Source organism: Kribbella deserti (genome assembly GCF_042434725.1).
Taxonomy (GTDB): Bacteria; Actinomycetota; Actinomycetes; order Propionibacteriales; family Kribbellaceae; genus Kribbella; species Kribbella deserti.
The window spans coordinates 36,962-62,139 of sequence record NZ_JBHLTC010000039.1; the positions used below are offsets into that span (position 1 = coordinate 36,962).

Here is a 25,178-nt window from a genome sequence, read left to right on the forward strand (position 1 = left end):
GATATCCAGTCCTAACCAGGCTTACACGACGCCAACAGCCGCTGCAGTACGTCGTCCGACCAGCCGCCGCCGACAGGAACCTGGGCGACAACCCAGCGATCCCCTTGCAGGACCTGACCGATCTGGCGCCCGTTCGGGTAGGTGCCGAGGTGGAAGGTCCTACCGCCGGTTTGGACGACCCGAACCCCCTTCAGGGACTCGGCCTGGTCCGAAACCGACAGCACGAGCTTGGTCGCCGTACTCGAGCTGCTGCTGGTCCGCTCGCTTGAAGGCGCCAGGACGACTCGCTCCGCGTTGGCGGGTTGTTCGACCGTCCAGCCGGCTGGGACCAGGTCACAGCCCAAGCCGGGCCAGGCCTGCTTGTTCGTCACCAGGTCGACCCCGGCCGCGCCGAACATAGTCGTAGCGCTCTCGGTGCTCATGGCCCGGTTCGGCGCGTCCGACGTACTCGCGCCGGGTGTGGCCTGACCAGACTGCGCGTCGGCGGCGACCCCCGCGTCGCCTCGATCCCAGCCACCCACGCTCTCGTTCACCATCAGCGCGACGGCGCTCGCGGCGGCCAGGCACAGTACGCCGGTCGCCCGCCGCCGGGTCTTGATCCGGCGCAGCGCGCGGCGGCCGCGGGCCACGTCGGCGTCGACGTCCACGGGCGGAGCAGCCGCGACCGCCTGGTCCGCGAACTGCTCGAGCAGCTTCTTGACCTCGTCCACTCAGGCACCTCCCGTCGCAGGATCGGTCATCACTTCACGCAGGCGTTTCAGCGCCTTCGCCGTCTGGCTCTTCACGGTTCCCTCCGTACAGTCCAGGATCCGCGCGCAGCTGGCGACGTCGAGATCCTGGAAATAGCGCAATACCAGTACCGCCCGTTGCCGGGGCGCCAGCTCCAGCAGGGCACGCCGGACCGCGAGCGTGTCGGCATGATCGATCTCCCCTGCTGGTCTCGGTTCGAACTCCTCGGCGGTCATCACCTCCGGCCGGCGCACCGCGCGGCGGCGGTCGTCCAGGAAGGCGTTGACCAGGGTGCGATGCGCATACGGCCCGGCGCCCTCGTGGCGAATCCGGTGCCAGTGCACATACACCTTGGTACAGGCGGTCTGGACCAGATCCTCTGCGGTGTAGACGTCGCCCGCGGTGAGCAACATCGCCGTACGCATCAGCCTGGTCCGGTCCGCGAGCAGGTACTCGCGGAATTCGGCCTCGCGATCACCAGGTCGCATCGGTGGTCCCCGAACCCGTCGTCTCGACTACGCTGCGCGGGCCCTCGGGGTTGCCTAGGACTTTCGTGGCCTGCGCCACCAAATCGGGCGCGTCGTACCGCAGCCAGCTGATCCGGTCGTCCTTGCGGAACCAGGAGTCCTGCCGGCGGGCGAACCGCCGGGTGGCCTGGGCGGTTCGCTCCCGCGCCTCGGCCTCGGAGATCTCGCCGTCCAGCAGCGCGATCACCTGGGAGTAGCCGAGCGCGCGATTGGCCGTACGGCCCTCGCGCAGGCCTTCGCCGAGCAGCCGCTCGACCTCCGCGACAAAACCCTGCTCGAACATCCGGTCCACCCGCTGACCGATCCGTACGTCGAGCTCGGGCCGCGGTACGTCGAGCCCGAGTTGCACCGCGCCGGGATAAACGTAGTGGTGCTCGGGCAACGTGGCGACGTACGGCTGGCCGGTGATCTCGATGACCTCCAGCGCGCGCACGATCCGGCGGCCGTTGCTCGGCAGGATCTGCGCGGCCGCGGCCGGGTCGAGGTCGGCCAGGCGGCGGTGCAGTGCGCCCGAGCCGTCGGCGTCGAGCTCGGCCTCCAACCGCTGCCGCACGGCCTCGTCGGTGCCGGGAAAGACGAAGTCGTCCAGAATCGCCCGGACGTACAGCGCGGAGCCGCCCGCGAGCACCGGCACCTTGCCCCGGTCGAGACAGTCGTCGATGGCGGCCCGGGCGAACTGCTGGAACTCGGCCACCGTCGCGGTCTCGGTCACTTCCATGATGTCCAGCAGGTGGTGCGGTACGCCACCGCGCTCCGCGACCGGGATCTTCGCGGTGCCGATGTCCATACCGCGGTAGACCTGCATGGCGTCGACGTTGATCACCTCGCCGTCGAGTCGTTGCCCTAGGGCAACGGCCAGGTCGGATTTGCCGGCCGCCGTGGGACCGACGACCGCGACCACGAGAGGTACCACCATCGGACCAGTGTGACAGTCCCCTGCCGCGATCGGGTCGCGGAGTGTCAACTCCACGTATATGTCGGCAAGCGGCTCTTGTGCACCCGGGCCGGGGTTGGATAGACCCAAGGGGAATCACCTGACCCTGGCGGCCGCGGTCCCGCGGCAGCCCAGTGATGGACAAATCGGGAGGCACCAATGACGAACGAGTTCGACGAAGACCCCACCAAGCCCGGCGAGGGTGGCACCGGCGACTCCGGCGGTGACGTCGAGGGCGGCACCGGCGGCCAGGACAGCGGTGGCGACGTCGAAGGCGGTTCGGGCGGCGGCAGTCAGGACAGCGGCGGCGACGTCGAGTAGTCCCACGCCGCGGTGGGGTCCCACACATTGAGCGTTCGCGGTGGCAGGATGCCAGCGCTAGCTCTCTGTACATGACTCACTACCGAAGGAACGGAGGCCCGCCATGGGCATCTTCGACAAGTTCAAGGACAAGGCCGATGGTCTGAAGGACAAGGCCACTGACCTTGTCGACGGCCACGGCGACAAGGTCGGCGACGGCCTGGACAAGGCCGGCGACTTCGTCGACGAGAAGACCGGCGGCAAGTACGGCGACAAGATCGACCAGGGCGTCGACACCGCCAAGGACCGTCTCGACGGTCTGGACGGCCAGGACGACGACATCAACAACGGTCCGGCTCAGCCGGGTCAGCCCGGTCAGCCGGCCTGATCGCTCCGATCGCGTACCGGCGGCCGTGGGATCAGGTGGTCCCGCGGCCGCCGGCTGCGTTTCCAGGCATCTAGGCCCGCGTTCATTAGGGTGGCCGGGTGGATCGCTTCCAGGTCATTCCGGCCGCCTATGTCATTCTCGTCCGCGACGACCAGGTACTGATGCTGCTGCGTGCCAACACCGGCTACATGGACGGCTACTGGGCCGTGCCTGCCGGGCACGTCGAGCAGGGTGAGCCGGTCGAGCAGGCCGCCGCCCGCGAGGTGCTCGAAGAGGTCGGCGTGGTGATCGACCCGGCCGACCTGCACCCGGTGACCGCGATGCACCGGACCGGCGCGAACGGAGATCCGATCGACGAGCGGGTCGACTTCTTCTTCACCGCGACCAACTGGACCGGCGAACCACGGGTGGTGGAGAACGAGAAGGCCGCCGAGCTCGGCTGGTTCTCCTTCGATGCCCTGCCCGATCCGGTCGTACCGCACGAGGCGCGCGTGCTCGCGCTGCTCCGGTCCGGCTCGGTCCCGCCGGTGATCAGCCACGGGTTTTAGTTCACCTGGGGTTTGGACCGAGGCTTGCGACTGGCCACCATGTAATGACTAAGGTGCGCGGGACTTCTCATCGCCCGGAGGCACCCGCTCATGACCACCCGTCGTACGTTGCTGCAGGCCGGCTTGCTCGGCGCCGGCCTCACCCAAGTCCCCGCCCTCACCGCCTCAGCGTCTCCGGGGACCACGGTTTCGGGCCAGGCTCCGGATGTGAACGACCCGCGCTTCACGTTGGCGGTGATTCCGGACACGCAGTACCTGTTCGATCAGGACCGGGGTGATTCGGCTCCGCTCGTCGCCACGATGAAGTACCTGATCGAGAACCGCCGTAGCGAGAACATCGTGTTCACCGCGCATCTCGGCGACGTGGTGGAGAACGCGCTGGCCTCGGAGTTCGCCCAGGCCGATCCGGTCTTCCGCCTGCTCGACAATCACCGCGCGCCGTACAGCGTGCTGGCCGGTAACCACGACATCGACTCCCGCACGGACGACCGCCGCGGCGATTCGCCGTACCTGCGCACCTTCGGGCCGCGGCGGTTCCGCCGGATGACGACGTACGGCGGCTCGTCGCCGGGTGGGTACAACTCGTTCCACGTGTTCACCGGTGGCGGGCGGCAGTGGTTGCTGCTGGCAATGGACTGGCGTCCGTCGGACCAGGGTTTCGCGTGGGCCCGCAAGGTGATCGCGGACCACCCGCGCCTGCCGGTCATCCTGACCACGCACGACCTGGTGTACGCCGACGCCGGTCCGGCCGAGCTTTCCGAACACGGCAAGCGGATCTGGGCGGAACTTGTCGACGGCAACGACCAGATCTTCCTCACGCTGAACGGCCACTACTGGCCCTCCGGCCGGCTGACCCGTCGCAACGCCGCCGGACATGACGTGCACCTGCACATCACGAACTACCAGGACCGGTACTACGGCGGTGGCGGCATGGTCCGGCTGTACCACTTCGACCTGGCCCGCAACGTGATCGACGTGGAGACCATCTCGCCGTGGGTCCTCGGTCAGCCGGTGGGACGCCGAACCGCCCTGGAACAAGGCGAGATCGAGCTCACCGATGACGTGAATCGCTTCAGTGTGCCGATCGATTTCGAGCAGCGGTTCAGCGGTTTCGCCCCGGTGCCCGCTCGTCCCGCTCGTCCCGCGGCACGACTGGTGGTGCCGGGCACGGTGGCCTACTGGAGGTTCGACGGGTCCGCCTCGGATCGGGTCGTCGACCACTCCGGGCGGGGCAACCACCTCACGCCCGTACTGCTGTCGTCCGACGGCGGGCCGGTCGCGTCGAGTGAGCACCACCCGGACCAGCCGGGACACGGCAGCTGGTTGTTCCGGGGTGGGAAGCGGCCCGCGCGCGGTGGCTACCTACGTACGGCGGACAACGCGCCGTTGAACCGGTTGGCCTTCGAAGGCGGCTACACGATCGAGGCCTTCGTGAAGCTGGCGGACGGGGATCACGCCTGGCAGGGGCTGCTCTCGCGGATGGGCACGGGCGCCAACGCGGGTAAGACCGGCGGCGATCCGGCCGAGCCAGTGGTGAACCTCGGTTTCTCCGGTGGCCTTCAGGCGCAGTGGGCGGTGTTCCCGGCGGATCGCAACGACATCTGGACGAACTGGAGCCACGAACTACGGGCGAACGAGTGGTTCCACCTGGCGGTGGTGAACGACGGCCGGGTCAGCACGATGTACGTCGACTCCTCCCCCGTCCTGCGGAACCCCGCCACCCGGTCCAACGGCCTGAGCACCACCGGCGAGCACTGGCTACTCGGCGCCAACCACTACGACCGGGTGGTCGAACAGGGCTTCGCCGGCTGGATCGGCGACGTCCGCCTGGTCGACCGCCCACTCTCCCCCCGCGAGTTCCTCACCGCCTGAGCTGACCTTTTTTTTGGGGAGGCGTCAGCGGTTGCGGATGAAGGCCTCCACCGCCTCGAGGCGGTCCCGCTCGACCGGGCCCACGGCTGGATCGGCGGCCCGGGCGGCGAGGGCCGCCGGAAGTTCGGGAGTGGGGTCCGGGGCAGCCTCGAGGTACGACGTGAGGCAGTCCCGGACCAGCGCGCTGACAGCCGAATACGCCGGGTCGAAATGAACCTGGCCCAGGATGATCGCGGTGGTGGCGATATCGAATCCCGGTGACCGTTCCGCCGCGTTCCGCCAGTCGATCACCATCGGGCCTGCGCCGGTCAGAATCACGTTCTCGGGATGGAAGTCGCCATGAACCAGCGAGAGGCCCGGTCGACCACTTGGCACGGGGAGGGCGTGCAGGCGGTTCTGCAATTCCGCGAGAAGTTCGCCCACCTCCCGGCTGCCCAATCGTCCGGAAAGCGCCGCCTGTAACAAGGTGGGACCGTCCAGGCGTTGCATCAAGAGATCCGGGCCGTCGGCAACGAACACCTCGGGCACCGGATAGCCATGGGCGGCGGCGTACCGCATCAGCTCGGCCTCGGGCGCGACGTCACCGCCCGCGCGGTACCGGCGCAGGACCCGGTCGGCGCCGACGGCGTACACATCGGCGTCCCGTCCTGAAGCGAAGGGCTCCGCGTCGGCCGGCATGGGTTGCGGTGGGTCAGCCGACCTGGCAGCCGCCGGTGGTGGCGGGGGCCAGGGGCTTGGCGCCGAGGGTGGGCATGCCGAGCATGACGCCGGGGCCGGTGGCGGGTGGGAGGCCCAGGGCGGCTTCCCACGCGTCGCCCGCGCGGGTGCGACGGACGGAGCCGAAGGTATCGGCGACGAGGTGGTGGGGGGCGGCGTACGTGACCTCGACTGAGACCATGTCGCCGGGCCGGGGCTTCTCGACGCCCTCGGGCAGCGCGAAGTGGACCAGCCGGTTGTCCCGGGCACGGCCGGACAAACGGTGCGTCGCCGCGTCCTTGCGCCCTTCGCCCTCGGCGACCAGCACCTCGACCGAACGGCCGACGATCTTCTTCGCCTCAGCCCAGGCCATCTCGTCCTGCAGCGCGACGAGTCGCTCGTACCGCTCTTGGACGACCTCGCGCGGGACCTGCTCCTCCATCGACTCGGCCGGAGTGCCCGGGCGCTTCGAGTACTGGAAGGTGAAGGCCCCGGCGAACCGGGCCTCGCGGACCACGTCGAGCGTGCCCTGGAAATCCTCTTCGGTCTCGCCGGGGAAACCCACGATGATGTCGGTGGTGATCGCGGCGTCGGGCATCGCGGCCCGGACGTCCTCGATGATCTTCAGATAGCGGTCGCGACGGTAGGACCGGCGCATCGTCTTCAGGATCTGGTCCGAACCGGACTGCAGCGGCATGTGCAGCGACGGCATCACGTTCGGCGTCTCGGCCATCGCCTCGATCACGTCCGCGGTGAAGTCACGCGGATGCGGCGAGGTGAACCGGACCCGCTCGAGGCCCTCGATCGAGCCACACGCGCGCAGTAGTTTCGAGAAGGCGTAGCGATCGCCGAACTCGACGCCGTACGAGTTCACGTTCTGGCCGAGCAGGGTGACCTCGAGCACGCCTTCGGCGACCAGCGCCTCGACCTCGGCCAGCACGTCACCCGGGCGGCGGTCCTTCTCCCGGCCGCGCAGCGCCGGCACGATGCAGAACGTGCAGGTGTTGTTACAGCCGACGCTGATCGAGACCCAGGCGGAGTACGGCGACTCGCGGCGGGTGGGCAGCGTGGACGGGAAGACGTCGAGCGACTCGAGGATCTCGACCTGCGACTCCTGCTGGATCCGCGCGCGCTCCAGCAGCACCGGCAGCGCACCGATGTTGTGCGTGCCGAAGACGACGTCCACCCAGGGCGCCTTCTTGGTGATGGTCGCCTTGTCCTTCTGCGCCAGGCAGCCACCGACGGCGATCTGCATACCCGGTTTGCGGGCCTTCACCGGCGCCAGATGGCCGAGATTGCCGTACAGCTTGTTGTCGGCGTTCTCGCGGACCGCGCAGGTGTTGAAGACGACGACGTCGGCCTCGTCACCATCGGGCGCGCGGACATAACCCGCGTCCTCCAGCAGCCCGCGAAGGCGCTCGGAGTCGTGGACGTTCATCTGGCACCCGTAGGTGCGGACCTCGTATGTACGCATAGCAGCTACCAAGAGTACGGGACGTACTCGACGCCCCATCGCGTCTATCCGGTGTAACCCACTACCGGAGGTACTCCCTTGTTGAACGTGCTGCTGGCCACCGCCTTGGTCGCCGCCACTCCTCCCACGCCCATCCACTGGACCGAATCACCGACCGGCGTCGAGTCCGCGGTGCTCTACACGGCGGAAAGAGCCGGTACCGAGCTCTGGAGCGTCGGAATCGAGCTGGAGGCAGGCCAGGAGGGCAGTATCGCCTTCCACCCGCTTGCTCTCCGCTGGACCGGCACCAAGTGGCAGAAGACAAAGTCGGCAGTGCCCGACGGACGCCTCGACGACGTACTGGTGAAGTCCCAGAGCGAGGTGTGGGCGGTAGGCGCCACCGAGCAGGCTGGGCCGCCGTGGCAGCGTCCGGTGCTCCAGCGCTGGAACGGGTCCGCGTGGAAGCGTATTGCCACGCCTCCGCTCGCTGCACACCTAGACGGACAGCTGACCGCCATCGCGCCTAGTCGCAACAACGGCATCCTGGTCGCCGAGTACGCGCAGGACGAGTCAGGCGAAGGATTCCGCACCGTACGGCGCTACGCCGACGGCAAGTGGCAGGCACTTCCCCGGCAGGGTCTGCAGCACGTGGCCTACGTCGACGACCTGCACGAGGTCTCCGCGACGGAGATCTGGGCAGCGGGTATTGGCGGTGTCGCCCGGTACGACGGGAAGAAGTGGACGGAGGTCGAACTGCCCATCAAGATGCAAGAGGGGCGTCAATTCGAGGTAGCGCAGCTGGTAGTCCGTGCACCTAACGACATCTGGGCTGTCGGCGAGAAGCCGAGTGAGACCTTGTGGCGCCAACCGCTCGCACTGCACTACGACGGCACGGCGTGGACCGAAGTGGCCGCACCTGAGATCACGGGCCAGTTCCACGACCTGGAGTTCGTTGACGGCAAGGCGTTTGCGGTCGGCGGTAACCCGAACACGCACGAACCGCTCATCGCGGAGCTAGTGGGTAAGGAGTTCGTCCAGACGACTTCACCCGCGTCTGGTTACCTGCACGGATCGGTCCGCGTCGGGAAGTCCCTGCGGGTGTTCGGCGTAGCCACACCTGGCCCGGGTGAGTTGGCCCGGCCGTTTGCCGGAGTCGGCAAGCTGGGGAGCTAACTCCACCCCTGTTGGGGTCTTGCGCCCACTGATCGGACGGGCGAGCCGCAGAAGACTTCGGTCATGACGAATCAGCCGAAGTCGAGCGGCCTCGCCCGCCGCCAGTTCCTCGCCGCCACCACCGCCGCGGCGGGAGCAGTCGTCGTCACCGGCGGCCCGCTGCTCAACCCGCCCCGCGCCAACGCCACGCTCGCCGGCGCGGCCGGTCGTACCGTCACCGCCTTGATCCACGCGACGGTGATCGACATCGACACCGGCCGCCGCCTGCGCGACCACACGGTGCTGCTCAGCGGCGATCGCATCACCGCCGTCGGCCGCGAGGTCCGGATCCCCCGCGGCGCCCGGGTGATCGACCTGACCGGCAAGTACGTCGTACCGGGCCTGGCCGACATGCACGCGCACGCCCTCTCGACCGAGCGCGTCGACCTTCCGCTACACCTCGCCAACGGCGTCACCACCATTCGGATCATGTCCGGCAATGCCATGGTCTACGACTGGCGCGACCGCGTCGACGCCGGTTCGCTGACCGGCCCGCGCATGGTGGTCGGTTCACAGATCGTGGACGGTGATCCGACCCTGTGGGATCCGAACCTGCTGCCGGCGGTAGTCGTGACGGACGAGGCGTCCGCCCGGGACGCGGTACGAAGGCTCAAGGACGAAGGCGCCGACTTCATCAAGGTGTACTCGCGAGTGAGCCCAGTGGCCCACAGAGCCATCCTGGACGAAGCACGCCGACTAGGGCTGACCGTTGCCGGGCACGCGCCCGACGCTGTGCCCGTAACGACAGTAAGCGACCTCGGGCAGCGCAGCCTGGAACACTTGCATGGAGTCGCCTGGGCGGTCTCCAGCCGCGAACGCGAGGTACGGCGGCTAGTGGAGGCCATCCGGGTCCAGACCGGCGACTACAACTCGTGGTTCCGGCAGATCCACGCGCCCGAATGGCTGGCTGCCAACACGTTCAGCCCTGCTAGAGCCTCTGCCGTCTTCGCGACCCTCAAAGCCAACCGCACCCGCGTCGTACCGACGCTGACGATGCACCGCGTGCTGGACATGCCGGACACAGCTCTTCCTGACCCCTCGCTGCTGAGGTATCAGAGCGCTGACACCACTGGCACCTTCGATTGGGTCCTGGAGAACTTGTACAAGGCGAACCGCCCAGCCGACGAGATCGCGCACCAGCAGCAAATGTGGGAGTACCGGCAACAATTCGCCGGGGAACTCTTCCGCGTCGGTGTACCCGTACTGGCCGGCACCGACACCGGTACGCCGTACTCCGTGCCGGGGTTCGCGCTGCACGAAGAGCTGGCGCTACTCGTCCAATCAGGCGCTACTCCCCTGCAGGCTCTCCAAGCGGCTACACGCGAACCTGCGCGGTTCCTGGGCCAGCAAGCCGGAAAGGTGGCTGCAGGCAAGCTTGCTGACCTCGTCGTCCTGGCCGCCGATCCCTTGGCGGATATCCGCAACACCCGGCGCATCGATTCGGTGATCGCGGCGGGCCGGCTGATCGATTCAGCCGAACGGTTGCGCATGTTGGCTGACGTGGAAGCGGCCGTGCAGGAACCAGGTCAGGCCACGGCTGCCGTCGGTTGTTGCGGAGGGCGTCCAAGTACGCACAAATGAGCTGAATCCTGCGGGCTGTGACCACCTCGTCACAGCCCGCACGGCTTCGCCACAGATCGTTACCACCGTGGAACCGGGTATCGCTACGGCTCACCCCCCGCCTCGGCTAGGTTCCTGCCATGAGCGATTCGGATGCCGTCGGAACAGCTGCGACGACAGGTCTCGTCCAGTTGTCGGACGTGAACAAGCATTTCGGCGACCTGCACGTGCTGAAGGACATCAACCTGTCCATCGGCAAGGGCGAGGTCGTCGTCGTGATCGGCCCGTCCGGTTCCGGCAAGTCGACCCTGTGCCGCGCGATCAACCGGCTCGAGCCGATCGACTCCGGCACCATCACCCTGGACGGTAAGGCGCTGCCCAGTGAGGGCAAGGCCCTGGCCCGGCTCCGCGCCGACGTCGGCATGGTGTTCCAGTCCTTCAACCTCTTCGCCCACAAGACGATCCTGCAGAACGTCACGCTCGGGCCGATGAAGGTCCGCGGGCATTCCAAGGCCGAGGCGGAGAAGAACGCCCGCGCCCTGCTGGAGCGCGTCGGGGTGGGTGTGCAGGCCGACAAGTACCCGGCTCAGCTGTCCGGCGGTCAGCAGCAGCGGGTGGCCATCGCCCGTGCGCTGGCGATGGACCCGAAGGTGATGCTCTTCGACGAGCCGACCTCGGCGCTGGACCCGGAAATGATCAACGAGGTGCTCGACGTGATGGTCGGCCTCGCGAAGCAGAGCATGACGATGGTCGTCGTCACGCACGAGATGGGATTCGCCCGCAAGGCCGCGAACCGTGTCGTGTTCATGGCCGACGGCCAGATCGTCGAAGAGGCCGAGCCGGAGAAGTTCTTCACCGATCCGCAGACCAAGCGGGCGCAGGACTTCCTCTCGAAGATCCTCACCCACTGATCCGCCTTTTCGTTGAACCTGAGCAGTCCCGATATCTGGAGGAAATCACCATGCGACAGCGCAAGATCGCTGCTCTGGGCGCGATCGTCGCCCTGGCAACCACCGGCCTGACGGCCTGTGGTGACGAGTCGGGCGGCGGCGCCGGCTCCGGTGGGGGCGAGAAGATCGTCATCGGCGTCAAGTTCGACCAGCCCGGTCTCGGGCTGAAGGAAGGCGCCAAGAACACCGGCCTCGACGTCGACGTCGCGAAGTACGTCGCGAAGGAGCTCGGCTTCTCCGAGGAGAACGTCGAGTTCAAGGAGGCCCCGTCGGCCCAGCGCGAGGACCTGCTGGCCAACGGCCAGGTCAAGATGATCTTCGCGACCTACTCGATCACGGACAAGCGCAAGGCGAAGGTCGACTTCGCCGGCCCGTACCTGGTCGCCGGTCAGGACCTGCTGGTCAAGGCCGACAACACCGACATCACCGGCCCGGAGACCCTCAACGGCAAGAAGCTGTGCTCGGTCACCGGCTCGACCTCGGCGCAGAAGGTCAAGGACCAGTTCGCCAAGACCGTGCAGCTGCAGGAGTACGACGGTTACTCGAAGTGCGTCGTGGCGCTGGCCGCGGGCGCGATCGACGCCGTCACCACCGACAACACCATTCTGGCCGGATTCGCCGCGCAGCCGGCGAACCAGGGCAAGTTCAAGGTGGTCGGCAAGACCTTCTCCGAGGAGCGCTACGGCGTCGGCCTCAAGAAGGGCGACAAGGAGACCTGCGAGAAGGTCAACGCCGCCCTGAAGAAGATGGTCGACTCCGGTGACTGGCAGAAGGCCTTCGACGCCAACCTCGGCGCCGCCGGCCTGAAGCTCGACCCGGCCCTCAACCCGCCGAAGACGTTCGACGCCTGCGCCTGATCCTGAACCGATGGGGAGGAGCCACGTGCTCCTCCCCATCGTCAGGTCTGCGTCACATTCCCCTGCAGGAGAAGCATGGATCTGATCTCCGAACTGTTCTCCGAGTACGACATTCTCGGGGCGTTCAAGCTGACCATCTACCTGACGCTGCTGTCCGCGGTCGGGTCCCTGGTGATCGGTACCGTCGTCGCGGTCATGCGGGTCTCACCCGTGCGGGTGTTGCGCCTGATCGGTAGCGGCTATGTCAACATCGTGCGGAACACGCCGCTGACCCTGGTGATCGTGTTCTGCAACCTCGGTCTGTTCCTGCAGCTGGGCGTGGCGCTGGCGAACAAGTCGTCGGACACCTTTCTCGTCACCAACAACTTCCGGCTGGCCGTACTCGGCCTGTCGGTGTACCACGCGTCGTTCGTCGCCGAGGCGATCCGCAGTGGCGTCAACACCGTTCCGCTCGGTCAGGCCGAAGCAGCCCGCGCGATCGGCCTGCCGTTCGTGAAGACCCTGTGGTACGTCGTGCTGCCGCAGGCCTTCCGGGGCGCGATCGCGCCGCTGGGCAACGTACTGATCGCCCTGACCAAGAACTCCACCGTCGCCTCGGTGATCGGTGTGACCGAGGCGTCCGCGGTGATGAAGGTGATGATGGAGAACCGGCCCGATGTGCTGTTCGTGGTGTTCGGCGTCTTCGCGGTGGGCTTCGTGATTCTCACCCTGCCGGTCGGCATCCTGTTCACGTCGATGTCGAAGCGCCTGGCGGTGAAGCGATGAGTGCGAGTGTTCTGTTCGACGCCCCCGGACCGCGGGCCAAACGGACCTATCTGGCTGTCGGTATCGCGAGCATCGTCGCCCTGCTGCTGGTGCTGTGGTTCGTACTGATCAAGCTGGACGAGAAGAACCAGCTCGAACCGGAGCTGTGGAAGCCGTTCCTGACCGGCGAGATCTGGACCGCGTACCTGATTCCCGGCCTGATCGGCACGCTCACCGCCGCGGCCATCGCGACGGCGCTCGCGCTGGTGCTGGGCGGTCTGCTCGGTGTCGGCCGGTTGTCGTCCCAGGCGTGGATCCGCTGGCCCTGCGGTGTCATCGTCGAGTTCTTCCGGGCCGTCCCGGTCCTGCTGATGATGCTGTTCGCCTACAAGCTCTACGCGGTCTACAACCTGTTCCCGTCCGACCAGCTCGCGCTGGCCGGCGTGGTGACCGGTCTGACCCTGTACAACGGCTCGGTGGTCGCGGAACTGGTCCGCTCCGGCGTGCACTCGCTGCCGAAGGGCCAGAACGAGGCGGCCCTGGCGGTCGGTCTCACCACCGGCAAGACCATGCGGCTGGTACTGCTGCCGCAGGCGATCACGGCGATGCTGCCGGCGATCGTCGGCCAGCTGGTGGTCATCCTGAAGGACACCGCCCTCGGCTACATCATCACGTACGAGGAACTGCTGCGTAAGGCGGAGCAGATCGGCAACTTCAAGTCCAACCTGGTCCCGGCACTGATCTTCGTCGCCGCGATGTTCATCCTGATCAACTGGGGTGTTTCGGTACTGGCCAACAAGGCCGAACAACGCACCCGCCGTCGCGGTCGCGCCGCCGGCGGCCCGATCGCCCCCGACCAGATCGACCAGGCCGCGGTCGAGGTCTCCAAGGCCAAGGCCAACCAGACCGGCCACGGCGGCATGGGCACCAGCAGCACCTGACCGCCGCGCCGGTATACAACTCATCGGGCGCTTGTGACCCGGCGTGTCGCAGTTCATCGGACCCTTGTGACCATCTCGGTCACAAGGGTCCGCTGCGTTGTCAGCCCAGGAGGTGCGGTACGTCGAAGGTGCCGTCGGGGAAACCGGCCTTGGCGAGAGCGGGCGCCGGGTCGGCCAGAACGCGGCGTACGTCGGGGTGGGCGGGTTTGACGATGTCGCGCAGGTAGGACCAGACCGTGGCCGGGATGGCCTTCTCGTTGTCCAAGGCAACCGCCAGTCCGACGGTCTCGGGATCATCCGGGTAGTGCGCGATGTACCCCGCGGGCTGGCCGTCCACCTGAACGACGTAGAGCCCGTACGGCGTCGTACCGTCGATCGTGGCGAGGAATTCCTGCTCCGCGGGCGATGCCGCCGACGGCAACTCGGCGTACTCCACCGGCTTGAACGCCACCTCGGACGCCGCGACCCGGGTGGCATCGCAGAAGTTGCCGAGGGCAATCTCGACCGGGATGACCCGTGCGGCGGCTTCGTCGAACGACACCCACTCGTACCGGTCGTGCTCGGGGTCCACCAGGTCGATCGTGACGTCAGCCGGTACGTCGCACCCGAACACCACCCATCCCCCGGACAGGTCCACCGGCCACAAGGGAAAACCGGACAACCCGGCCTCCTCCGCGAGCTCCCGCTCGGCCGCGGCGAGTACGGCCTCGCCCGGCTGGCGACAGCCCGCGGGAGCCGTCCAGGCCCAATCGCCCTCGTAGTCGGCACCACGCTGGGCCCGGTGCAGCAGGAGGTACTCGTAGCCGTCGCCACCCGGTCGCCGTACGACGACGGTGGTGCCGCGTGGGTTGTCGCTTGCGATCTCGAGGCCGTCCCAGGTGCGGTCCGTCACCTGAGCGTGCCGAAGGAGTCGCGGAGGATCTCCAGCGCCTCGGTCGTTTCGTCCTCGGTCAACGTCATCGGCGGCGCCATCCGCAGGACGTTGCCGTAGAGACCACCCTTACCGATCAGCAGGCCGCGGTTCTTGGCCTCCTGCTGGAGCTTCGCGGTCTTGGCCGGATCCGGCTTGGCGTCCCCGGCGTTCACGATCTCGGCCGCGAGCATCAGGCCCTTGCCCCGTACGTCGCCGAGCTCCGGGTATTCCTCGGCGATGCCGCGCAGGCCGTCGACCAGCTGCGCGCCGCGCTTGGCCGCGTTGGCCTGCAGGTCGTGATCGAGCAGGTAGTCCAACGTGGCCTTGGCCGCGGTGGTCGAGATCGGGTTACCCCCGAAGGTGGACAGCGAGTTCGCGCTCAGGCTGTCCATCAGGGAGGCGCGGGCAACGACGCCACCGATGGCGAAACCGTTGCCGAGGCCCTTCGCGAACGTCATCGCGTCCGGTACGACGTCGTGGGCCTGGATCCCCCAGAAGTGTTCGCCGGTCCGGCCCCAGCCGGTCTGGACCTCGTCCGAGATGAGCAGGATGCCGTACTCGTCGAGAACCTCCTTGAACGCGGCGTACAACCCGTCGGGCGGGGACGCGAATCCGCCGACACCCTGGATCGGCTCCAGGATCATGCAGGCCACGTCACCGGAGGTGGTGGTCTCGATGACGTTGCGCAGGTCGTCGGTGCAGACCTTGATGTACTCGGCGTCGGGCATATCCCGGAACGGGCTGCGGTACCGGTAGGCGCCCTGCACGTACTGCACGTTGACCGGCGACAGGCTGCTCGCGGACCAGCCCCGGTTACCGGTGATCGCCACGGTGCCGAAGGCCCGGCCGTGGTACGAGTTGCGCATCGCCAGCACCTGGTTGGACCGGCGGTTCTGGGTGGCGAGCAGCAGGGCCGCCTCGTTCGCCTCGGTACCGGAGTTCGCGAAGAAGACCTTCGCGTCGGGAATTCCGGACAGCTCGGCGATCTTCTCGGCCAGCTCGATCTGGCGGCGGATCAGGTACACCGTGGAGGTGTGCGCGATGCCGGAGGCCAGCTGCTCGCGGACCGCGTCGGAGATCTCGGCGATGTCATAGCCGATCGCGTTGGTCAGAATGCCGGCGAAGAAGTCGAGGTACTCCTTGCCCTCGCCGTCGGTGACGCGACGGCCCGAGCCGGACACGATCTCGATCGGCTCGTCGTAGTACAGCGCGAGCCAGTTCGGCATGACGGCCTTGTGACGCTCCCAGAGCTCCGCATGAGTCATGAGGCCAGCTAACAACATGTCCGGGGTTGGGCGGTAGAAGGGCCTATGGTTTTGCCGTGACCACTCCAGGCGTACCCCATGTCGAGATCGAATCCGTCGAGCAGTTCGACAAGATCATCGCGGCCGGTGCGGCGACCATGGCCGGCTGGCGCGTGCAGTCCGTCGATCTGACCGAACGGACGGCTGAGCTGCTCGAGCTGGATCCAGCCGGCTCCTTGTTCCTGGGCGACCGGCTGGAGCCGGAGGCGGAGGACTGGATCCGCGGCGGTGGAGGCCTGATCTTCCCGACCATCCCGTCACTGCCGTTCGACCCGTACCGCGGCCGCCTGTACGACGCCGAAGAGCTGTACGCCGGTATCGACGACAGTTACGAGTCGACGCCCGACGCGCAGATCTACGCCTGGGCCCGGCAGGCCGCGGACAAGGGCGACGTCAGCCAGACCCTCGCGGCGGCCCTGCACGACCACGCGATCGCCGACGCCTTGGAGGAACAGCCCACCGAGAAGCGCTGGATCGGCGTCATGGGCGGCCACGGCATCGCCCGCGGTACGGCGACCTACCGCGACGCCGTACTGCTCGGCCGCGGTCTAGCCCGGCAGGGCCACACCGTGCTCACAGGCGGCGGACCCGGCGCGATGGAGGCCGCGAACCTCGGAGCCTCCCTGGCGGCGTACGACGACCCCGCGCTGGACGACGCGCTCAACCAGCTCGCCACCGTTCCGTCGTTCCGGCCGTCCGTGGCCGACTGGGCCCAGACAGGACTCGCCGTACGTCACCAGTACCCGGGTGACGGCGGTGTGGCCGTTCCTACCTGGTTCTACGGGCACGAGCCGCCGAACGTCTTCGCCGGCTGTATCGCCAAGTACTTCTCCAACGCGCAGCGCGAAGACGTTCTACTGAGCCGGGCTCGTGGCGGCATCATCTACCTGCCAGGAGCCGCCGGAACGGTCCAGGAGATCTTCCAGGCGGTTACCCCGAACTACTACGGCGACGACGCCACCCAGATCCCACTCATCCTCGTAGGCATCGACCACTGGTCCGTCGACCTGCCGGTTTGGAACGTGCTTCAGTGCCTCGCAGCCGACCGCCCAATGGCCCGCGCCGTACACCTGGTCGACTCCATCGAAGAAGCCACCAAGCTCGTCGGCTAGTGCCCTTGTAGCCAGGCTTGCACGGTGTCCAGCCAGGCGTCGACGTCCTCGACGGAATAGCCCTCGCGGAACCGGACGGGCGTGAACTGCACGTTCTGCACGTCCTGCACGGTGATTGGCTGGGAGGTGGGTTGGCCGGTCACGGTGGCCATCACCCGGTCGACGAACTCGTCCACCTCGGCCGGGTCGTAGCCCTCCTGGAACCGGACCAGGTTGAACTGCGGCCGCTGCGGTCCATTCCCCGCGCCCGGGCTGGGAACGACACCCGGTCTTGGAAAAGGGGGATACTCCGCCGGGCGCTGGGCCTGGTCCTTCGGCAGCCAGGCCTCGGCCAAGACCAGGAAATCGTCCACCTGGTCGGCGGCATAGCCCGCACCGAGCAACGGCCGGCCGAAACCGGCGTTCCGAAGCATCCTCACGGTCACGGACGGGCCCGCGCTGCCGTCGATCGTGGCCAGTAGCCGGTCCACCAGCTGGTCGACCTCATCCCGGTTATAACGCTCACCGGTACGACGGACGGCGAATTCGGGGCGGAGCACGGCTCAGTCCCCGGAGGCGGCGAGCTGGCCGCAGGCGCCGTCGATCTCTTGGCCACGGGTGTCCCGGACGGTGGTGGGAATACCGTGCGCCTCGAGCCGCCGGACGAACTCGCGCTCGTCGGCCGGATCGGAGGCGGTCCACTTGGACCCGGGTGTCGGGTTCAGCGGGATGAGATTGACGTGCACCCAGCCCCAGTCGCCGCGGGCGGCCAGCTTCTCACCGAGCAGGTCGGCGCGCCAGGCGTGATCGTTGATGTCGCGGATCATCGCGTACTCGATGGAGACGCGGCGCTTGGTCTGCTGGGCGTAACCCCAGGCGGCGTCGAGGACCTCGTCGACCTTCCACCGGTTGTTGATCGGCACCAGCTCGTCGCGCAGTTCGTCGTCCGGCGCGTGCAGGGACAGCGCCAGCGTGACCGGGATGCCCTCGTTGGCGAGCTGGTTGATCCGCGGCACCAGGCCGACGGTCGACACGGTCACGCCGCGGGCGGAGATGCCCAAGCCCTCCGGCGACGGCGAGGTGAAGCGGCGGACGGCGCCAATGACGGCCTTGTAGTTGGCCATCGGCTCGCCCATGCCCATGAAAACGATGTTGTTGACCCGGCCCGGTCCCCCGGCGATCTCACCGCGGGACAGTGCACGGGCGCCGTCGACGACCTGCTCGACGATCTCGGCGGTGCTCATGTTGCGGGTCAGGCCGGCCTGACCGGTCGCGCAGAACGGGCAGGCCATGCCGCAACCGGCCTGCGAGGACACGCACATCGTGGTGCGGTCCTTGTAGCGCATCAGCACCGACTCGACCAGCGAACCGTCCAGCAGCCGCCACAGCGTCTTGCGGGTGGTGCCGTTGTCGCACTCCAGATCCCGCACGCGGGTGAGCAGCGGCGGCATCAGGTCGGCGACCAGCTTGTCCCGGCTGGCGGCCGGCAGATCGGTCATCTGCGCCGGGTCGTCGGTCAACCGGGCGAAGTAGTGGTTGGACAACTGCTTGGCCCGGAACGCGGGCTCTCCCAGCGCGGTAACGGCGGCCTGGCGCTCCTCGCCGGTGAGGTCGGCCAGGTGCCGCGGCGGCTTCTTGGCACGGCGCGGCTCGTCGAAAACCAGGGGCAGGGAGGTAGTCATCGTTACCGATTGTCCCTGCCCCCGGGTCCGTTCACAAATTCACCTACTCGAATGCGGGAAACGTCACCCTGTTCCAGGTCCGGCCGCTGTCCGTCGTTCGCAGCAGCCGGCCGTCACCGCTGGCGTAACCGACTGAAGACGTCTGGAAGTAGAGCTCCGCGGGCGAGGCCAAGCCGGTGAGCACAATCCCCTGGGTGCTGCCGTCCGCGCGGACCAGGGTCGCTTTACTGGTCGGGCCCGCGTAGTAGATCGCCTCGGTGGCGCTGATCGCGGCAATGTGATTCACGCTGCCCGGCCTCGGCACGTTCGCCGCGACGGTCTTCCAGGTACGACCCGCGTCCGTCGACACCTTCAGCGTGGGAGCCACCGACGCGGAGGTCGGGCACATCAGCCAGATCACGTCGCCCGGTCCCGATGACACCCGGCTCTCGATCGCGTTCGTCTTGCAGCCGGTCATCCGCGGTTTATGGTCGGAGTTGCTGACCGTGACGCCGATCTCGCCGTTCACGTCGCCGACCGCGACGCCGCGGCCCCACAGCGAGTAGTCGTGGACACTGCCCAAGGCCGGCTCGATCCGCTCGAAGAAGTCCCCGGCGGCGTACAGGCGCATGTCCGAGCCGGTTCCGATCTTCATGACCGGCGTACGGCCCTGACCGTAGATCCTGCGGATCACTCCGGGAGCGGTCTTTTTGGTCCACGTCTTGCCGCTGTCATGGGTCGACCAGATCGTCGTCTGCGAACCGCCGGAAACCCACCAGTAGTCCCCCTTCACGCCGAGGTCATGGGCCTGTCCCGGCGCGCTTTCCTCGTACTGGAAGCTCTTTCCGCCGTCGACGCTGACCAGGATCGGATAGCACTCCACGCCGTTGCACTTGCCGCTGCCGACCACCCGGATGGTGTTCGAGCCGTTGGTCGAGGCACCGTGGTACCCGAAATCCGTGACCGTGACGCCACCAACCGGCGGCACGGTCGGCTTCACGCCCGGGGTGGTGGGCGTGCTCGTCGGGCTGGTGGGCGTCGTGTTCGTAGTGGTGGTGGTGTTCGGGGGCGGACTGCCGCCGACGGGTGGGCCGTCCGACGAGCCGCCGGTCGGGGCGGTCGACGGCTTGACCGGCGAGTCGCTGGAGCCGGTCGGGGTGGTGGTCGGGGTGGTGGTGTTGGCGACGACCGGCGGGTTTGCGTCGGTGATGTTGCCGAGGTTCAGCGCCAGCGTCGTGCCGGCGGTGACGACCGCCAGCGTGCTGAGCACGGCCGCGCCGACCCGGCGGCGGTGCAGGCGAACCGCGCCCTTGGCCACCCGGTGCAGCATGACGTCCGATCCGGTCACGTAGTCGCCGTCAGCCTTGTCGTGCAGAACCCGCTTCAGGTCCTTTTCGAGATCACTCATCGCACTTCACCGCCGACCAGGTTCTTGTCGTTCATCAAAGTCCTCAACTTGGCCATCGCCCGGGAGGCCTGGCTCTTCACCGTGCCGACGCTGCAACCCATGGTGGCCGCGATCTGGATCTCACTGAGGTCCTCGTAGTAGCGCAGCACGATCACCGCCCGCTGTTTCACCGGTAACTGCTTGATCGCCTCCCACAAGCCGTCGTCGCGCTCGTTGGATGGTGCCACGGATGCCTTCTCCGGCAGTTGGTCGACCAGCCGTTCCTTGCGGTAGCGGCGCCAGATGCTCACGTTGCGGTTCACCATGATGCGGCGGACATATCCTTCCGGATCGTCCTTCGCGTCGATCCGTGACCAGGCCAGCATGGCCCGTTCCAGCGCGTCCTGGACCAGATCGGCCCCCGAATGGGGATCACCGGTCAGAGCATGCCCGAAGCGCAGCAGCTTCGGCAGCCGCGCGTGCACGAACTCGTTGAACGCAGCGCGCTCCCCGTCGTTCATCCCCACCCCTCTCGATTCCAGCAGACCAAGGACGCCGGTCGGCGCTGGAAGGTTGCCTGGGCGCGGAAATATTTCTGCGGACCCCGTTGTTCAGCACTGGTGAGATGACCAATCCCTGGCACCTGACCGAGCGCCTGCATGTCGACCTGCAGCGCGTGACGAGCGACGCCTGTCGAGGCTGACCGCCTTCGACCCCGTCAAGCTCGCTGTCAGTTCCGCCTGAAAGGTCTTTTTTCGTGTCCACCGCCTCAACTGTCGCGCCCAAGAGGTTCAAACTCGGCTTCGGCGCCCAGATCCTGCTCGGTCTCGCCGCCGGCGTCGTACTCGGCCTGATCGCCCGCGCGGGTGACGTCGGCTGGCTCGCCACCGCGCTCACCACCGTCGGATCGATGTTCGTCCAGTTGCTCAAACTGGCCGTCCCGCCGCTCGTCTTCACCGCGATCGTGGTCTCGATCACAAACCTGCGCGAGGTGAGCAACGCGGCCCGGCTGGCGCTACGCACGCTCGGCTGGTTCCTGATCACCTCGCTGATCGCGGTCCTGATCGGCATCGGGATCGGCCTGGTGGTGAATCCGGGCCGCGGCCTGACCATCGACACCGCGGGCGCCGAACGCCCGGAGAACGTCGGTAGCTGGCTCGACTTCCTCACCGGCATCGTGCCGACCAACCCGGTCGCGGCCTTTGTCGAGGGCAACGTGCTGCAGATCGTGTTCCTGGCCGCTGTGACCGGTGCGGCCGCGCTGGCCGTGGGCAAGGCGGCACAGCCCGTCATCACGCTGTCCACCGCCGTGCTCGAACTGGTGCAGAAGGCGTTGTGGTGGGTCATCCGGCTCGCGCCGATCGGTACGGCCGGTCTGATCGGTAAGGCCGTCTCCAACTACGGCTGGGATCTGCTGTCGCCGCTGGCCAAGTTCTCGGGCGCCATCTACCTCGGCCTCGCGCTGGTGCTGTTCGGCGTCTACCCGGCGCTGCTGGCCTTCGTGGCCCGGCTGAACCCGCTGCGCTTCTTCGCCGGCGCCTGGCCGGCGATCCAGCTCGCGTTCGTCTCCCGCTCGTCCGTCGGCACGATGCCGCTGACCCAGCGCGTGGTGACCGACAACCTCGGCGTTCCCAAGGAGTACGCCGCCTTCAGCGTGCCGTTCGGCGCGACCACCAAGATGGACGGTTGCGCCGCGATCTACCCGGCGATCGCCGCGATCTTCGTGGCTCAGGTGTTCGGGGTGGACCTCGGCCTGAAGGAGTACGTGCTGATCGCGTTCGTCTCGGTGGTCGGTTCCGCCGCGACCGCCGGGCTGACCGGCGCGATCGTGATGCTGACGCTCACCCTGTCCACGCTCGGCCTGCCGCTGGAAGGCGTCGGCCTGCTGCTGGCCATCGACCCGATCCTGGACATGGGCCGGACCGCGGTGAACGTCGCCGGACAGGCGCTGGTCCCGGTGCTGGTCTCCAAGCGCGAGGGCATTCTCGACGAGAACGTGTACAACGCTCACGAGGATCGGGCCGTCGCCGATCGGGTCCCGGTCACCGTCTGATGAGTACGTCGGCGCTGGGCGTTCCGCTGTCGGTCCTGGACCGGTCGCGGACCCGGCAGGGCGAGTCCGAACCGGAGGCCCTGCGGCAGACGGTTCGGTTCGCCCAGCAGGCCGAGGACCTCGGGTACAAGCGCTTCTGGGTGTCGGAACACCACAGCGTGCCCGGGGTCGTGGGCTCGGCGCCGACCGTACTGGCCGCCGCCATCGCCGGTGCCACCTCGCGCATTCGCGTCGGCACCGGCGGGGTGATGCTGCCGAACCACCAGCCACTGGTGGTTGCGGAGCAGTTCGGCGTACTGGAGTCGCTCTACCCGGGCCGGATCGATATGGGCCTCGGCCGGTCCGTCGGATTCACCAACGGCATCCGGCGGGCCCTGGGCGTGGACAAGGACGCGGTGGACGACTTCGCCGCGCAACTCCGCGAACTGCTGGGCTATTTCGACGGCACTCAGCAGGTCCATCCCCAGGTCCACGCGCGCCCCGGGGAAGGCCTGCGCCTCCCGGCGTACGTCATGGCCGTCGGGGAGGGCGCGCTGCTCGCGGCGGAGCTCGGCCTGCCCCTGGTGATCGCCGCCGTCCGTGGCGAGGACGAACTGCTCGGGTGGATCAACCGCTACCGCGCCGGTTTCCGCCCGTCGGCCTGGGGCGACTTGCCGTACGTCGTACTGGCGTCCGCCGTGGCGGTTGCCGACAGCAAGGAAGACGCGCGGCGGTTGTTGTTGCCTGAGGCATGGGCGAGCGCCTACTCGCGTACGCGTGGGGTCTTCCCACCGTTGGAGCCGGTGGACGCGGTACTGGCCCGGGAGATGACCGAGAAGGAGCGGGGGTTCTTCGAGTCGTCCCTGCAGGGGCAGATTTACGGAACGCCTGACGAGGTTGGAACCACCTTGCAGGGCCTGATCGCTCGCATGGGTGCCGACGAACTCTTGGTAACTACGAACAGCTTCGACCGGGCCGAGCTCCTCGCGTCGTACCAGCGGCTTATCGACCTAGCCTGACCTGCAGGCCTTCCCGGACCTTCGGCCACTCGTCGGCCAGGATCGAGAACAACACCAGGTCGCGGAACCTGCCGTCGTAGCAACGCTGGAACCGCCTCAAGACGCCCTCACGGCTCGCGCCGAGCCTGGCCACCGCCGCGAGCGACCTCGTGTTGCGGGCGTCCACCCCGATCGCCACGCGGCCGAACCCGCACTCGTCGAAAACGTGGCTCAGCATCAGCAACTTGGTCGCCGGGTTGAGGCCGCTCCCCCACAACGACGGCCTGAACGCTGTCGCACCCACCTCGATGCTCTCGTTGCGTACGTCGATCTCCGCGAAGCTGGAAGTCCCTACGAGCCGGTTGTCCGCTACCAGGCGGATCGCGTAGATCAGGTGGGTGTCGGCGTACTTGGTCCACTGGTCCCGCATGTGGTCGAGATCCCGAGGCGGACCCGCAATACCGCCGAAGCCCGCCCCGTAGACCTCGGGACGGGCGATCGCGTCGTACAGCTCCGGGATGTCGTCGGTGGTCAGCCTGTCCAAGCGGACGAATCCGTCGGTCAGCATCCTGCCGTCCGGAGCGGTGATGGTCACTTCACCAGGAGGTGCAGGACCAGCCAGACCACCGGCACGGTGGCGAGCAGCGAGTCCAGGCGATCCATGATGCCGCCGTGACCGGGCAGCAGGTTCGACATGTCCTTGATCCCGAGGTCTCGCTTGATCATCGACTCGCCGAGATCGCCGAGCGTGGCGGTACCCACCGCGATCAGGCCGATCAGCACGCCGACCCACCAGTCGCCGTTCAGCAGGATCGTCACCGACAACGTGCCGGCGATGACGCAGCCGAGCGTGGAACCGGCAAAACCCTCCCACGACTTCTTCGGGCTGATCGTTGGTGCCATCGGGTGCTTGCCGAACAGCACGCCCGCGGCGTAACCACCGACGTCACTGGCGATCACGACCAGGAAGAACGTGATCACCCGCTCCGGGCCGTCGTCCGGCCGGACCAGCAGTACGGCGAATCCGGCGAGCATCGGCACGTACCCGACCAGGAACACGCTCGCGCTGGTGTCCCGGACGAAACCCTGCGCACCGCCGGGCATGCGCCAGAAGATGGTGGCCAGGATGGTCACGGCCATCGCGGTCAGCAACACCAGCGGCCCACCGAGATACGCCCCGGCGAGCATCGCGACCGCTCCGGCGAGCACCGGCACCTGGGCGACGGACGCGCCGCCGACCTTCAGGGCCTTGCCCACCTCGTCGACGGCGACCAGCACCACGGCCACCACGAGAACGATGAAGAGCCACTTCTGCCAATAGAGCGAGCCGATGATGGCAGCACCGAGGCCCACCCCGACGGCGATCGCGGCCGGGAGATTACGCCCGGCCCGGCTCGGCGTGGGGGTGCTCTGGTCGAGGCCCATCACACCTCGAGCAGTTCGGCTTCCTTGTGCTTGAGCAGTTCATCGATGGCGTCGACGTTCTTCTTCGTCAACGCATCGAGCCGCTTCTCAGCACTCTTGCCCTCGTCCTCGCCCGCGTCGCCGTCCTTGACGGCCTTGTCGACGGCGTCCTTGGCGTGCCGGCGGATGTTGCGCATCGAGACCTTGGCCTCTTCGGCCTTGGTCTTGGCAAGCTTGATGTACTCCTTGCGGCGATCCTCGGTCAGCTGCGGCATCGAGATCCGGATCACCGAACCGTCGTTGCCCGGGTTGACGCCCAGGTCGGAGTCGCGAATGGCCTTCTCGATCGCGCCCATCGCGCCCTTGTCGTACGGCGAGATGAGCACCGTGCGCGGCTCGGGGATCTGGAACCCGGCGAGCTGCTGGAGCGGGGTCTGCTGGCCGTAGTAGTCCGCGGTGATGTTCGCGAACATCGCCGGGTGCGCCCGGCCGGTCCGGATCGCGGCGAACTCGTCCTTGGCGACCTCCACGGCCTTCGCCATCTTCTGCTCGGCTTCGCGGAGTGCTTCGTCGATCACGACAATCCTCGCTTCCTCGGGGCCGCCTCGGTGCGGCCGCTCCAACCCTATGAACGCAACCGGTGCAACGCCCGGTTATACGCGATGTGCGTGTCGGGA

The 25,178-nt window shown here is 67.7% G+C and carries 27 protein-coding genes; 13 read left to right on the top strand and 14 right to left on the bottom strand.

What is annotated here, in order from left to right:
* Positions 1-11: 11 nt before the first annotated feature.
* From ACFFGN_RS30055 to miaA, 3 genes are read right to left on the bottom strand one after another with little or no spacing between them, the layout of a single operon-like run.
* The gene (locus ACFFGN_RS30055) at positions 12-710 is read right to left on the bottom strand and encodes a hypothetical protein (protein WP_380054474.1); all 699 of its coding nucleotides are present in this window, start codon (positions 708-710) and stop codon (positions 12-14) included.
* Positions 711-1,217, bottom strand: coding sequence for a SigE family RNA polymerase sigma factor (locus ACFFGN_RS30060; protein WP_380054477.1), 507 nt, complete (start codon positions 1,215-1,217; stop codon positions 711-713). It lies immediately after the preceding gene.
* Positions 1,204-2,172, bottom strand: a complete 969-nt coding sequence (miaA, locus tag ACFFGN_RS30065) for a tRNA (adenosine(37)-N6)-dimethylallyltransferase MiaA (protein ID WP_380054480.1) — start codon at positions 2,170-2,172, stop codon at positions 1,204-1,206. The genes ACFFGN_RS30060 and miaA overlap by 14 nt, the downstream gene beginning before the upstream one ends.
* Before the next feature lie 177 nt (positions 2,173-2,349).
* On the opposite strand from miaA, the gene ACFFGN_RS30070 reads away from it, so the two are divergent.
* The 4 genes from ACFFGN_RS30070 (at position 2,350) to ACFFGN_RS30085 (ending at position 5,298) form a co-directional block, all read left to right on the top strand.
* The gene (locus ACFFGN_RS30070) at positions 2,350-2,511 is read left to right on the top strand and encodes a hypothetical protein (RefSeq protein WP_380054482.1); all 162 of its coding nucleotides are present in this window, start codon (positions 2,350-2,352) and stop codon (positions 2,509-2,511) included.
* A gap of 103 nt (positions 2,512-2,614) precedes the next feature.
* The gene (locus ACFFGN_RS30075; protein ID WP_380054485.1) at positions 2,615-2,878 is read left to right on the top strand and encodes an antitoxin; all 264 of its coding nucleotides are present in this window, start codon (positions 2,615-2,617) and stop codon (positions 2,876-2,878) included.
* Between the two features lie 98 nt (positions 2,879-2,976).
* Positions 2,977-3,426: an NUDIX hydrolase gene (locus tag ACFFGN_RS30080; protein ID WP_380054488.1), complete on the top strand. Its 450-nt coding sequence runs from the start codon at positions 2,977-2,979 to the stop codon at positions 3,424-3,426.
* Positions 3,427-3,516: 90 nt separating this feature from the next.
* The gene (locus ACFFGN_RS30085) at positions 3,517-5,298 is read left to right on the top strand and encodes a LamG-like jellyroll fold domain-containing protein (protein WP_380054491.1); all 1,782 of its coding nucleotides are present in this window, start codon (positions 3,517-3,519) and stop codon (positions 5,296-5,298) included.
* A gap of 24 nt (positions 5,299-5,322) precedes the next feature.
* Here ACFFGN_RS30085 and ACFFGN_RS30090 read toward each other — a convergent pair whose 3' ends face one another.
* Positions 5,323-5,976: a phosphotransferase gene (locus ACFFGN_RS30090; protein WP_380054494.1), complete on the bottom strand. Its 654-nt coding sequence runs from the start codon at positions 5,974-5,976 to the stop codon at positions 5,323-5,325.
* 13 nt (positions 5,977-5,989) lie between these two features.
* A complete protein-coding gene (gene miaB, locus ACFFGN_RS30095; RefSeq protein WP_380054497.1) occupies positions 5,990-7,468 on the bottom strand; it encodes a tRNA (N6-isopentenyl adenosine(37)-C2)-methylthiotransferase MiaB in 1,479 nt (492 codons plus the stop codon).
* Between the two features lie 78 nt (positions 7,469-7,546).
* On the opposite strand from miaB, the gene ACFFGN_RS30100 reads away from it, so the two are divergent.
* The 6 genes from ACFFGN_RS30100 (at position 7,547) to ACFFGN_RS30125 (ending at position 13,711) form a co-directional block, all read left to right on the top strand.
* Positions 7,547-8,620, top strand: a complete 1,074-nt coding sequence (locus ACFFGN_RS30100; RefSeq protein ID WP_380054499.1) for a hypothetical protein — start codon at positions 7,547-7,549, stop codon at positions 8,618-8,620.
* A 63-nt stretch (positions 8,621-8,683) separates the two neighbouring features.
* Entirely contained in the window at positions 8,684-10,240 is a 1,557-nt protein-coding gene (locus ACFFGN_RS30105; protein WP_380054502.1) for an amidohydrolase family protein, read from the top strand.
* Positions 10,241-10,359: 119 nt separating this feature from the next.
* Positions 10,360-11,130 carry an amino acid ABC transporter ATP-binding protein gene (locus ACFFGN_RS30110; protein ID WP_380054505.1) on the top strand — a complete coding sequence of 257 codons (771 nt, stop codon included), beginning with the start codon at positions 10,360-10,362 and terminating at the stop codon, positions 11,128-11,130.
* A gap of 50 nt (positions 11,131-11,180) precedes the next feature.
* Positions 11,181-12,026 carry a glutamate ABC transporter substrate-binding protein gene (locus tag ACFFGN_RS30115; protein ID WP_380054508.1) on the top strand — a complete coding sequence of 282 codons (846 nt, stop codon included), beginning with the start codon at positions 11,181-11,183 and terminating at the stop codon, positions 12,024-12,026.
* Between the two features lie 75 nt (positions 12,027-12,101).
* The gene (locus tag ACFFGN_RS30120; protein WP_380054510.1) at positions 12,102-12,791 is read left to right on the top strand and encodes an amino acid ABC transporter permease; all 690 of its coding nucleotides are present in this window, start codon (positions 12,102-12,104) and stop codon (positions 12,789-12,791) included.
* Positions 12,788-13,711, top strand: coding sequence for an amino acid ABC transporter permease (locus tag ACFFGN_RS30125; protein ID WP_380054513.1), 924 nt, complete (start codon positions 12,788-12,790; stop codon positions 13,709-13,711). The genes ACFFGN_RS30120 and ACFFGN_RS30125 overlap by 4 nt, the downstream gene beginning before the upstream one ends.
* A 100-nt stretch (positions 13,712-13,811) precedes the next feature.
* Here ACFFGN_RS30125 and ACFFGN_RS30130 read toward each other — a convergent pair whose 3' ends face one another.
* Together ACFFGN_RS30130 and ACFFGN_RS30135 are read right to left on the bottom strand one after the other, a co-directional pair.
* The gene (locus tag ACFFGN_RS30130; protein ID WP_380054515.1) at positions 13,812-14,603 is read right to left on the bottom strand and encodes an NUDIX domain-containing protein; all 792 of its coding nucleotides are present in this window, start codon (positions 14,601-14,603) and stop codon (positions 13,812-13,814) included.
* Entirely contained in the window at positions 14,600-15,889 is a 1,290-nt protein-coding gene (locus ACFFGN_RS30135) for an aspartate aminotransferase family protein (RefSeq protein WP_380054518.1), read from the bottom strand. Before ACFFGN_RS30135 ends, ACFFGN_RS30130 begins: the two co-directional genes overlap by 4 nt.
* 56 nt (positions 15,890-15,945) lie before the next feature.
* Here ACFFGN_RS30135 and ACFFGN_RS30140 point away from each other — a divergent pair, with 56 nt between their 5' ends.
* Complete coding sequence (locus ACFFGN_RS30140) at positions 15,946-17,040, top strand: LOG family protein (RefSeq protein ID WP_380054522.1); 1,095 nt, start codon at positions 15,946-15,948, stop codon at positions 17,038-17,040.
* Here ACFFGN_RS30140 and ACFFGN_RS30145 read toward each other — a convergent pair.
* The 4 genes from ACFFGN_RS30145 to ACFFGN_RS30160 are packed head-to-tail and all read right to left on the bottom strand — an operon-like array spanning position 17,037 to position 20,588.
* On the bottom strand, positions 17,037-17,579 hold the full coding sequence (locus tag ACFFGN_RS30145) for a DivIVA domain-containing protein (protein ID WP_380054525.1): 543 nt from the start codon (positions 17,577-17,579) through the stop codon (positions 17,037-17,039). The two genes, ACFFGN_RS30140 and ACFFGN_RS30145, sit on opposite strands and share 4 nt — an antisense overlap.
* A gap of 3 nt (positions 17,580-17,582) precedes the next feature.
* The gene (gene rlmN / locus ACFFGN_RS30150; protein ID WP_380054528.1) at positions 17,583-18,701 is read right to left on the bottom strand and encodes a dual-specificity RNA methyltransferase RlmN; all 1,119 of its coding nucleotides are present in this window, start codon (positions 18,699-18,701) and stop codon (positions 17,583-17,585) included.
* A 43-nt stretch (positions 18,702-18,744) separates the two neighbouring features.
* Positions 18,745-20,088, bottom strand: a complete 1,344-nt coding sequence (locus ACFFGN_RS30155) for a WD40/YVTN/BNR-like repeat-containing protein (protein WP_380054531.1) — start codon at positions 20,086-20,088, stop codon at positions 18,745-18,747.
* Positions 20,085-20,588 carry a SigE family RNA polymerase sigma factor gene (locus ACFFGN_RS30160; RefSeq protein ID WP_380054534.1) on the bottom strand — a complete coding sequence of 168 codons (504 nt, stop codon included), beginning with the start codon at positions 20,586-20,588 and terminating at the stop codon, positions 20,085-20,087. Before ACFFGN_RS30160 ends, ACFFGN_RS30155 begins: the two co-directional genes overlap by 4 nt.
* 236 nt (positions 20,589-20,824) lie before the next feature.
* On the opposite strand from ACFFGN_RS30160, the gene ACFFGN_RS30165 reads away from it, so the two are divergent.
* Both ACFFGN_RS30165 and ACFFGN_RS30170 read left to right on the top strand, forming a co-directional pair.
* On the top strand, positions 20,825-22,120 hold the full coding sequence (locus ACFFGN_RS30165) for a dicarboxylate/amino acid:cation symporter (RefSeq protein WP_380054537.1): 1,296 nt from the start codon (positions 20,825-20,827) through the stop codon (positions 22,118-22,120).
* A complete protein-coding gene (locus ACFFGN_RS30170) occupies positions 22,120-23,118 on the top strand; it encodes an LLM class flavin-dependent oxidoreductase (protein ID WP_380054540.1) in 999 nt (332 codons plus the stop codon). The genes ACFFGN_RS30165 and ACFFGN_RS30170 overlap by 1 nt, the downstream gene beginning before the upstream one ends.
* Here the strand turns inward: ACFFGN_RS30170 and ACFFGN_RS30175 are convergent.
* From ACFFGN_RS30175 to frr, 3 genes are read right to left on the bottom strand one after another with little or no spacing between them, the layout of a single operon-like run.
* On the bottom strand, positions 23,102-23,692 hold the full coding sequence (locus ACFFGN_RS30175) for a GNAT family N-acetyltransferase (RefSeq protein ID WP_380054542.1): 591 nt from the start codon (positions 23,690-23,692) through the stop codon (positions 23,102-23,104). The genes ACFFGN_RS30170 and ACFFGN_RS30175 overlap by 17 nt on opposite strands.
* On the bottom strand, positions 23,689-24,522 hold the full coding sequence (locus tag ACFFGN_RS30180; protein WP_380054545.1) for a phosphatidate cytidylyltransferase: 834 nt from the start codon (positions 24,520-24,522) through the stop codon (positions 23,689-23,691). The genes ACFFGN_RS30175 and ACFFGN_RS30180 overlap by 4 nt, the downstream gene beginning before the upstream one ends.
* The gene (frr, locus tag ACFFGN_RS30185) at positions 24,522-25,076 is read right to left on the bottom strand and encodes a ribosome recycling factor (RefSeq protein ID WP_380055101.1); all 555 of its coding nucleotides are present in this window, start codon (positions 25,074-25,076) and stop codon (positions 24,522-24,524) included. The genes ACFFGN_RS30180 and frr overlap by 1 nt, the downstream gene beginning before the upstream one ends.
* Positions 25,077-25,178 lie beyond the last annotated feature (102 nt).

Coding starts and splice junctions, on each gene's coding strand:
- ACFFGN_RS30060 (WP_380054477.1), bottom strand. CDS start 1,217: ATGCGACCTGGTGATCGCGAGGCCGAATTCCGCGAGTACCTGCTCGCG.
- miaA (WP_380054480.1), bottom strand. CDS start 2,172: ATGGTGGTACCTCTCGTGGTCGCGGTCGTCGGTCCCACGGCGGCCGGC.
- ACFFGN_RS30070 (WP_380054482.1), top strand. CDS start 2,350: ATGACGAACGAGTTCGACGAAGACCCCACCAAGCCCGGCGAGGGTGGC.
- ACFFGN_RS30075 (WP_380054485.1), top strand. CDS start 2,615: ATGGGCATCTTCGACAAGTTCAAGGACAAGGCCGATGGTCTGAAGGAC.
- ACFFGN_RS30085 (WP_380054491.1), top strand. CDS start 3,517: ATGACCACCCGTCGTACGTTGCTGCAGGCCGGCTTGCTCGGCGCCGGC.
- ACFFGN_RS30090 (WP_380054494.1), bottom strand. CDS start 5,976: ATGCCGGCCGACGCGGAGCCCTTCGCTTCAGGACGGGACGCCGATGTG.
- miaB (WP_380054497.1), bottom strand. CDS start 7,468: ATGCGTACATACGAGGTCCGCACCTACGGGTGCCAGATGAACGTCCAC.
- ACFFGN_RS30105 (WP_380054502.1), top strand. CDS start 8,684: ATGACGAATCAGCCGAAGTCGAGCGGCCTCGCCCGCCGCCAGTTCCTC.
- ACFFGN_RS30110 (WP_380054505.1), top strand. CDS start 10,360: ATGAGCGATTCGGATGCCGTCGGAACAGCTGCGACGACAGGTCTCGTC.
- ACFFGN_RS30115 (WP_380054508.1), top strand. CDS start 11,181: ATGCGACAGCGCAAGATCGCTGCTCTGGGCGCGATCGTCGCCCTGGCA.
- ACFFGN_RS30120 (WP_380054510.1), top strand. CDS start 12,102: ATGGATCTGATCTCCGAACTGTTCTCCGAGTACGACATTCTCGGGGCG.
- ACFFGN_RS30125 (WP_380054513.1), top strand. CDS start 12,788: ATGAGTGCGAGTGTTCTGTTCGACGCCCCCGGACCGCGGGCCAAACGG.
- ACFFGN_RS30135 (WP_380054518.1), bottom strand. CDS start 15,889: ATGACTCATGCGGAGCTCTGGGAGCGTCACAAGGCCGTCATGCCGAAC.
- rlmN (WP_380054528.1), bottom strand. CDS start 18,701: ATGACTACCTCCCTGCCCCTGGTTTTCGACGAGCCGCGCCGTGCCAAG.
- ACFFGN_RS30155 (WP_380054531.1), bottom strand. CDS start 20,088: ATGAGTGATCTCGAAAAGGACCTGAAGCGGGTTCTGCACGACAAGGCT.
- ACFFGN_RS30160 (WP_380054534.1), bottom strand. CDS start 20,588: ATGAACGACGGGGAGCGCGCTGCGTTCAACGAGTTCGTGCACGCGCGG.
- ACFFGN_RS30170 (WP_380054540.1), top strand. CDS start 22,120: ATGAGTACGTCGGCGCTGGGCGTTCCGCTGTCGGTCCTGGACCGGTCG.
- ACFFGN_RS30180 (WP_380054545.1), bottom strand. CDS start 24,522: ATGGGCCTCGACCAGAGCACCCCCACGCCGAGCCGGGCCGGGCGTAAT.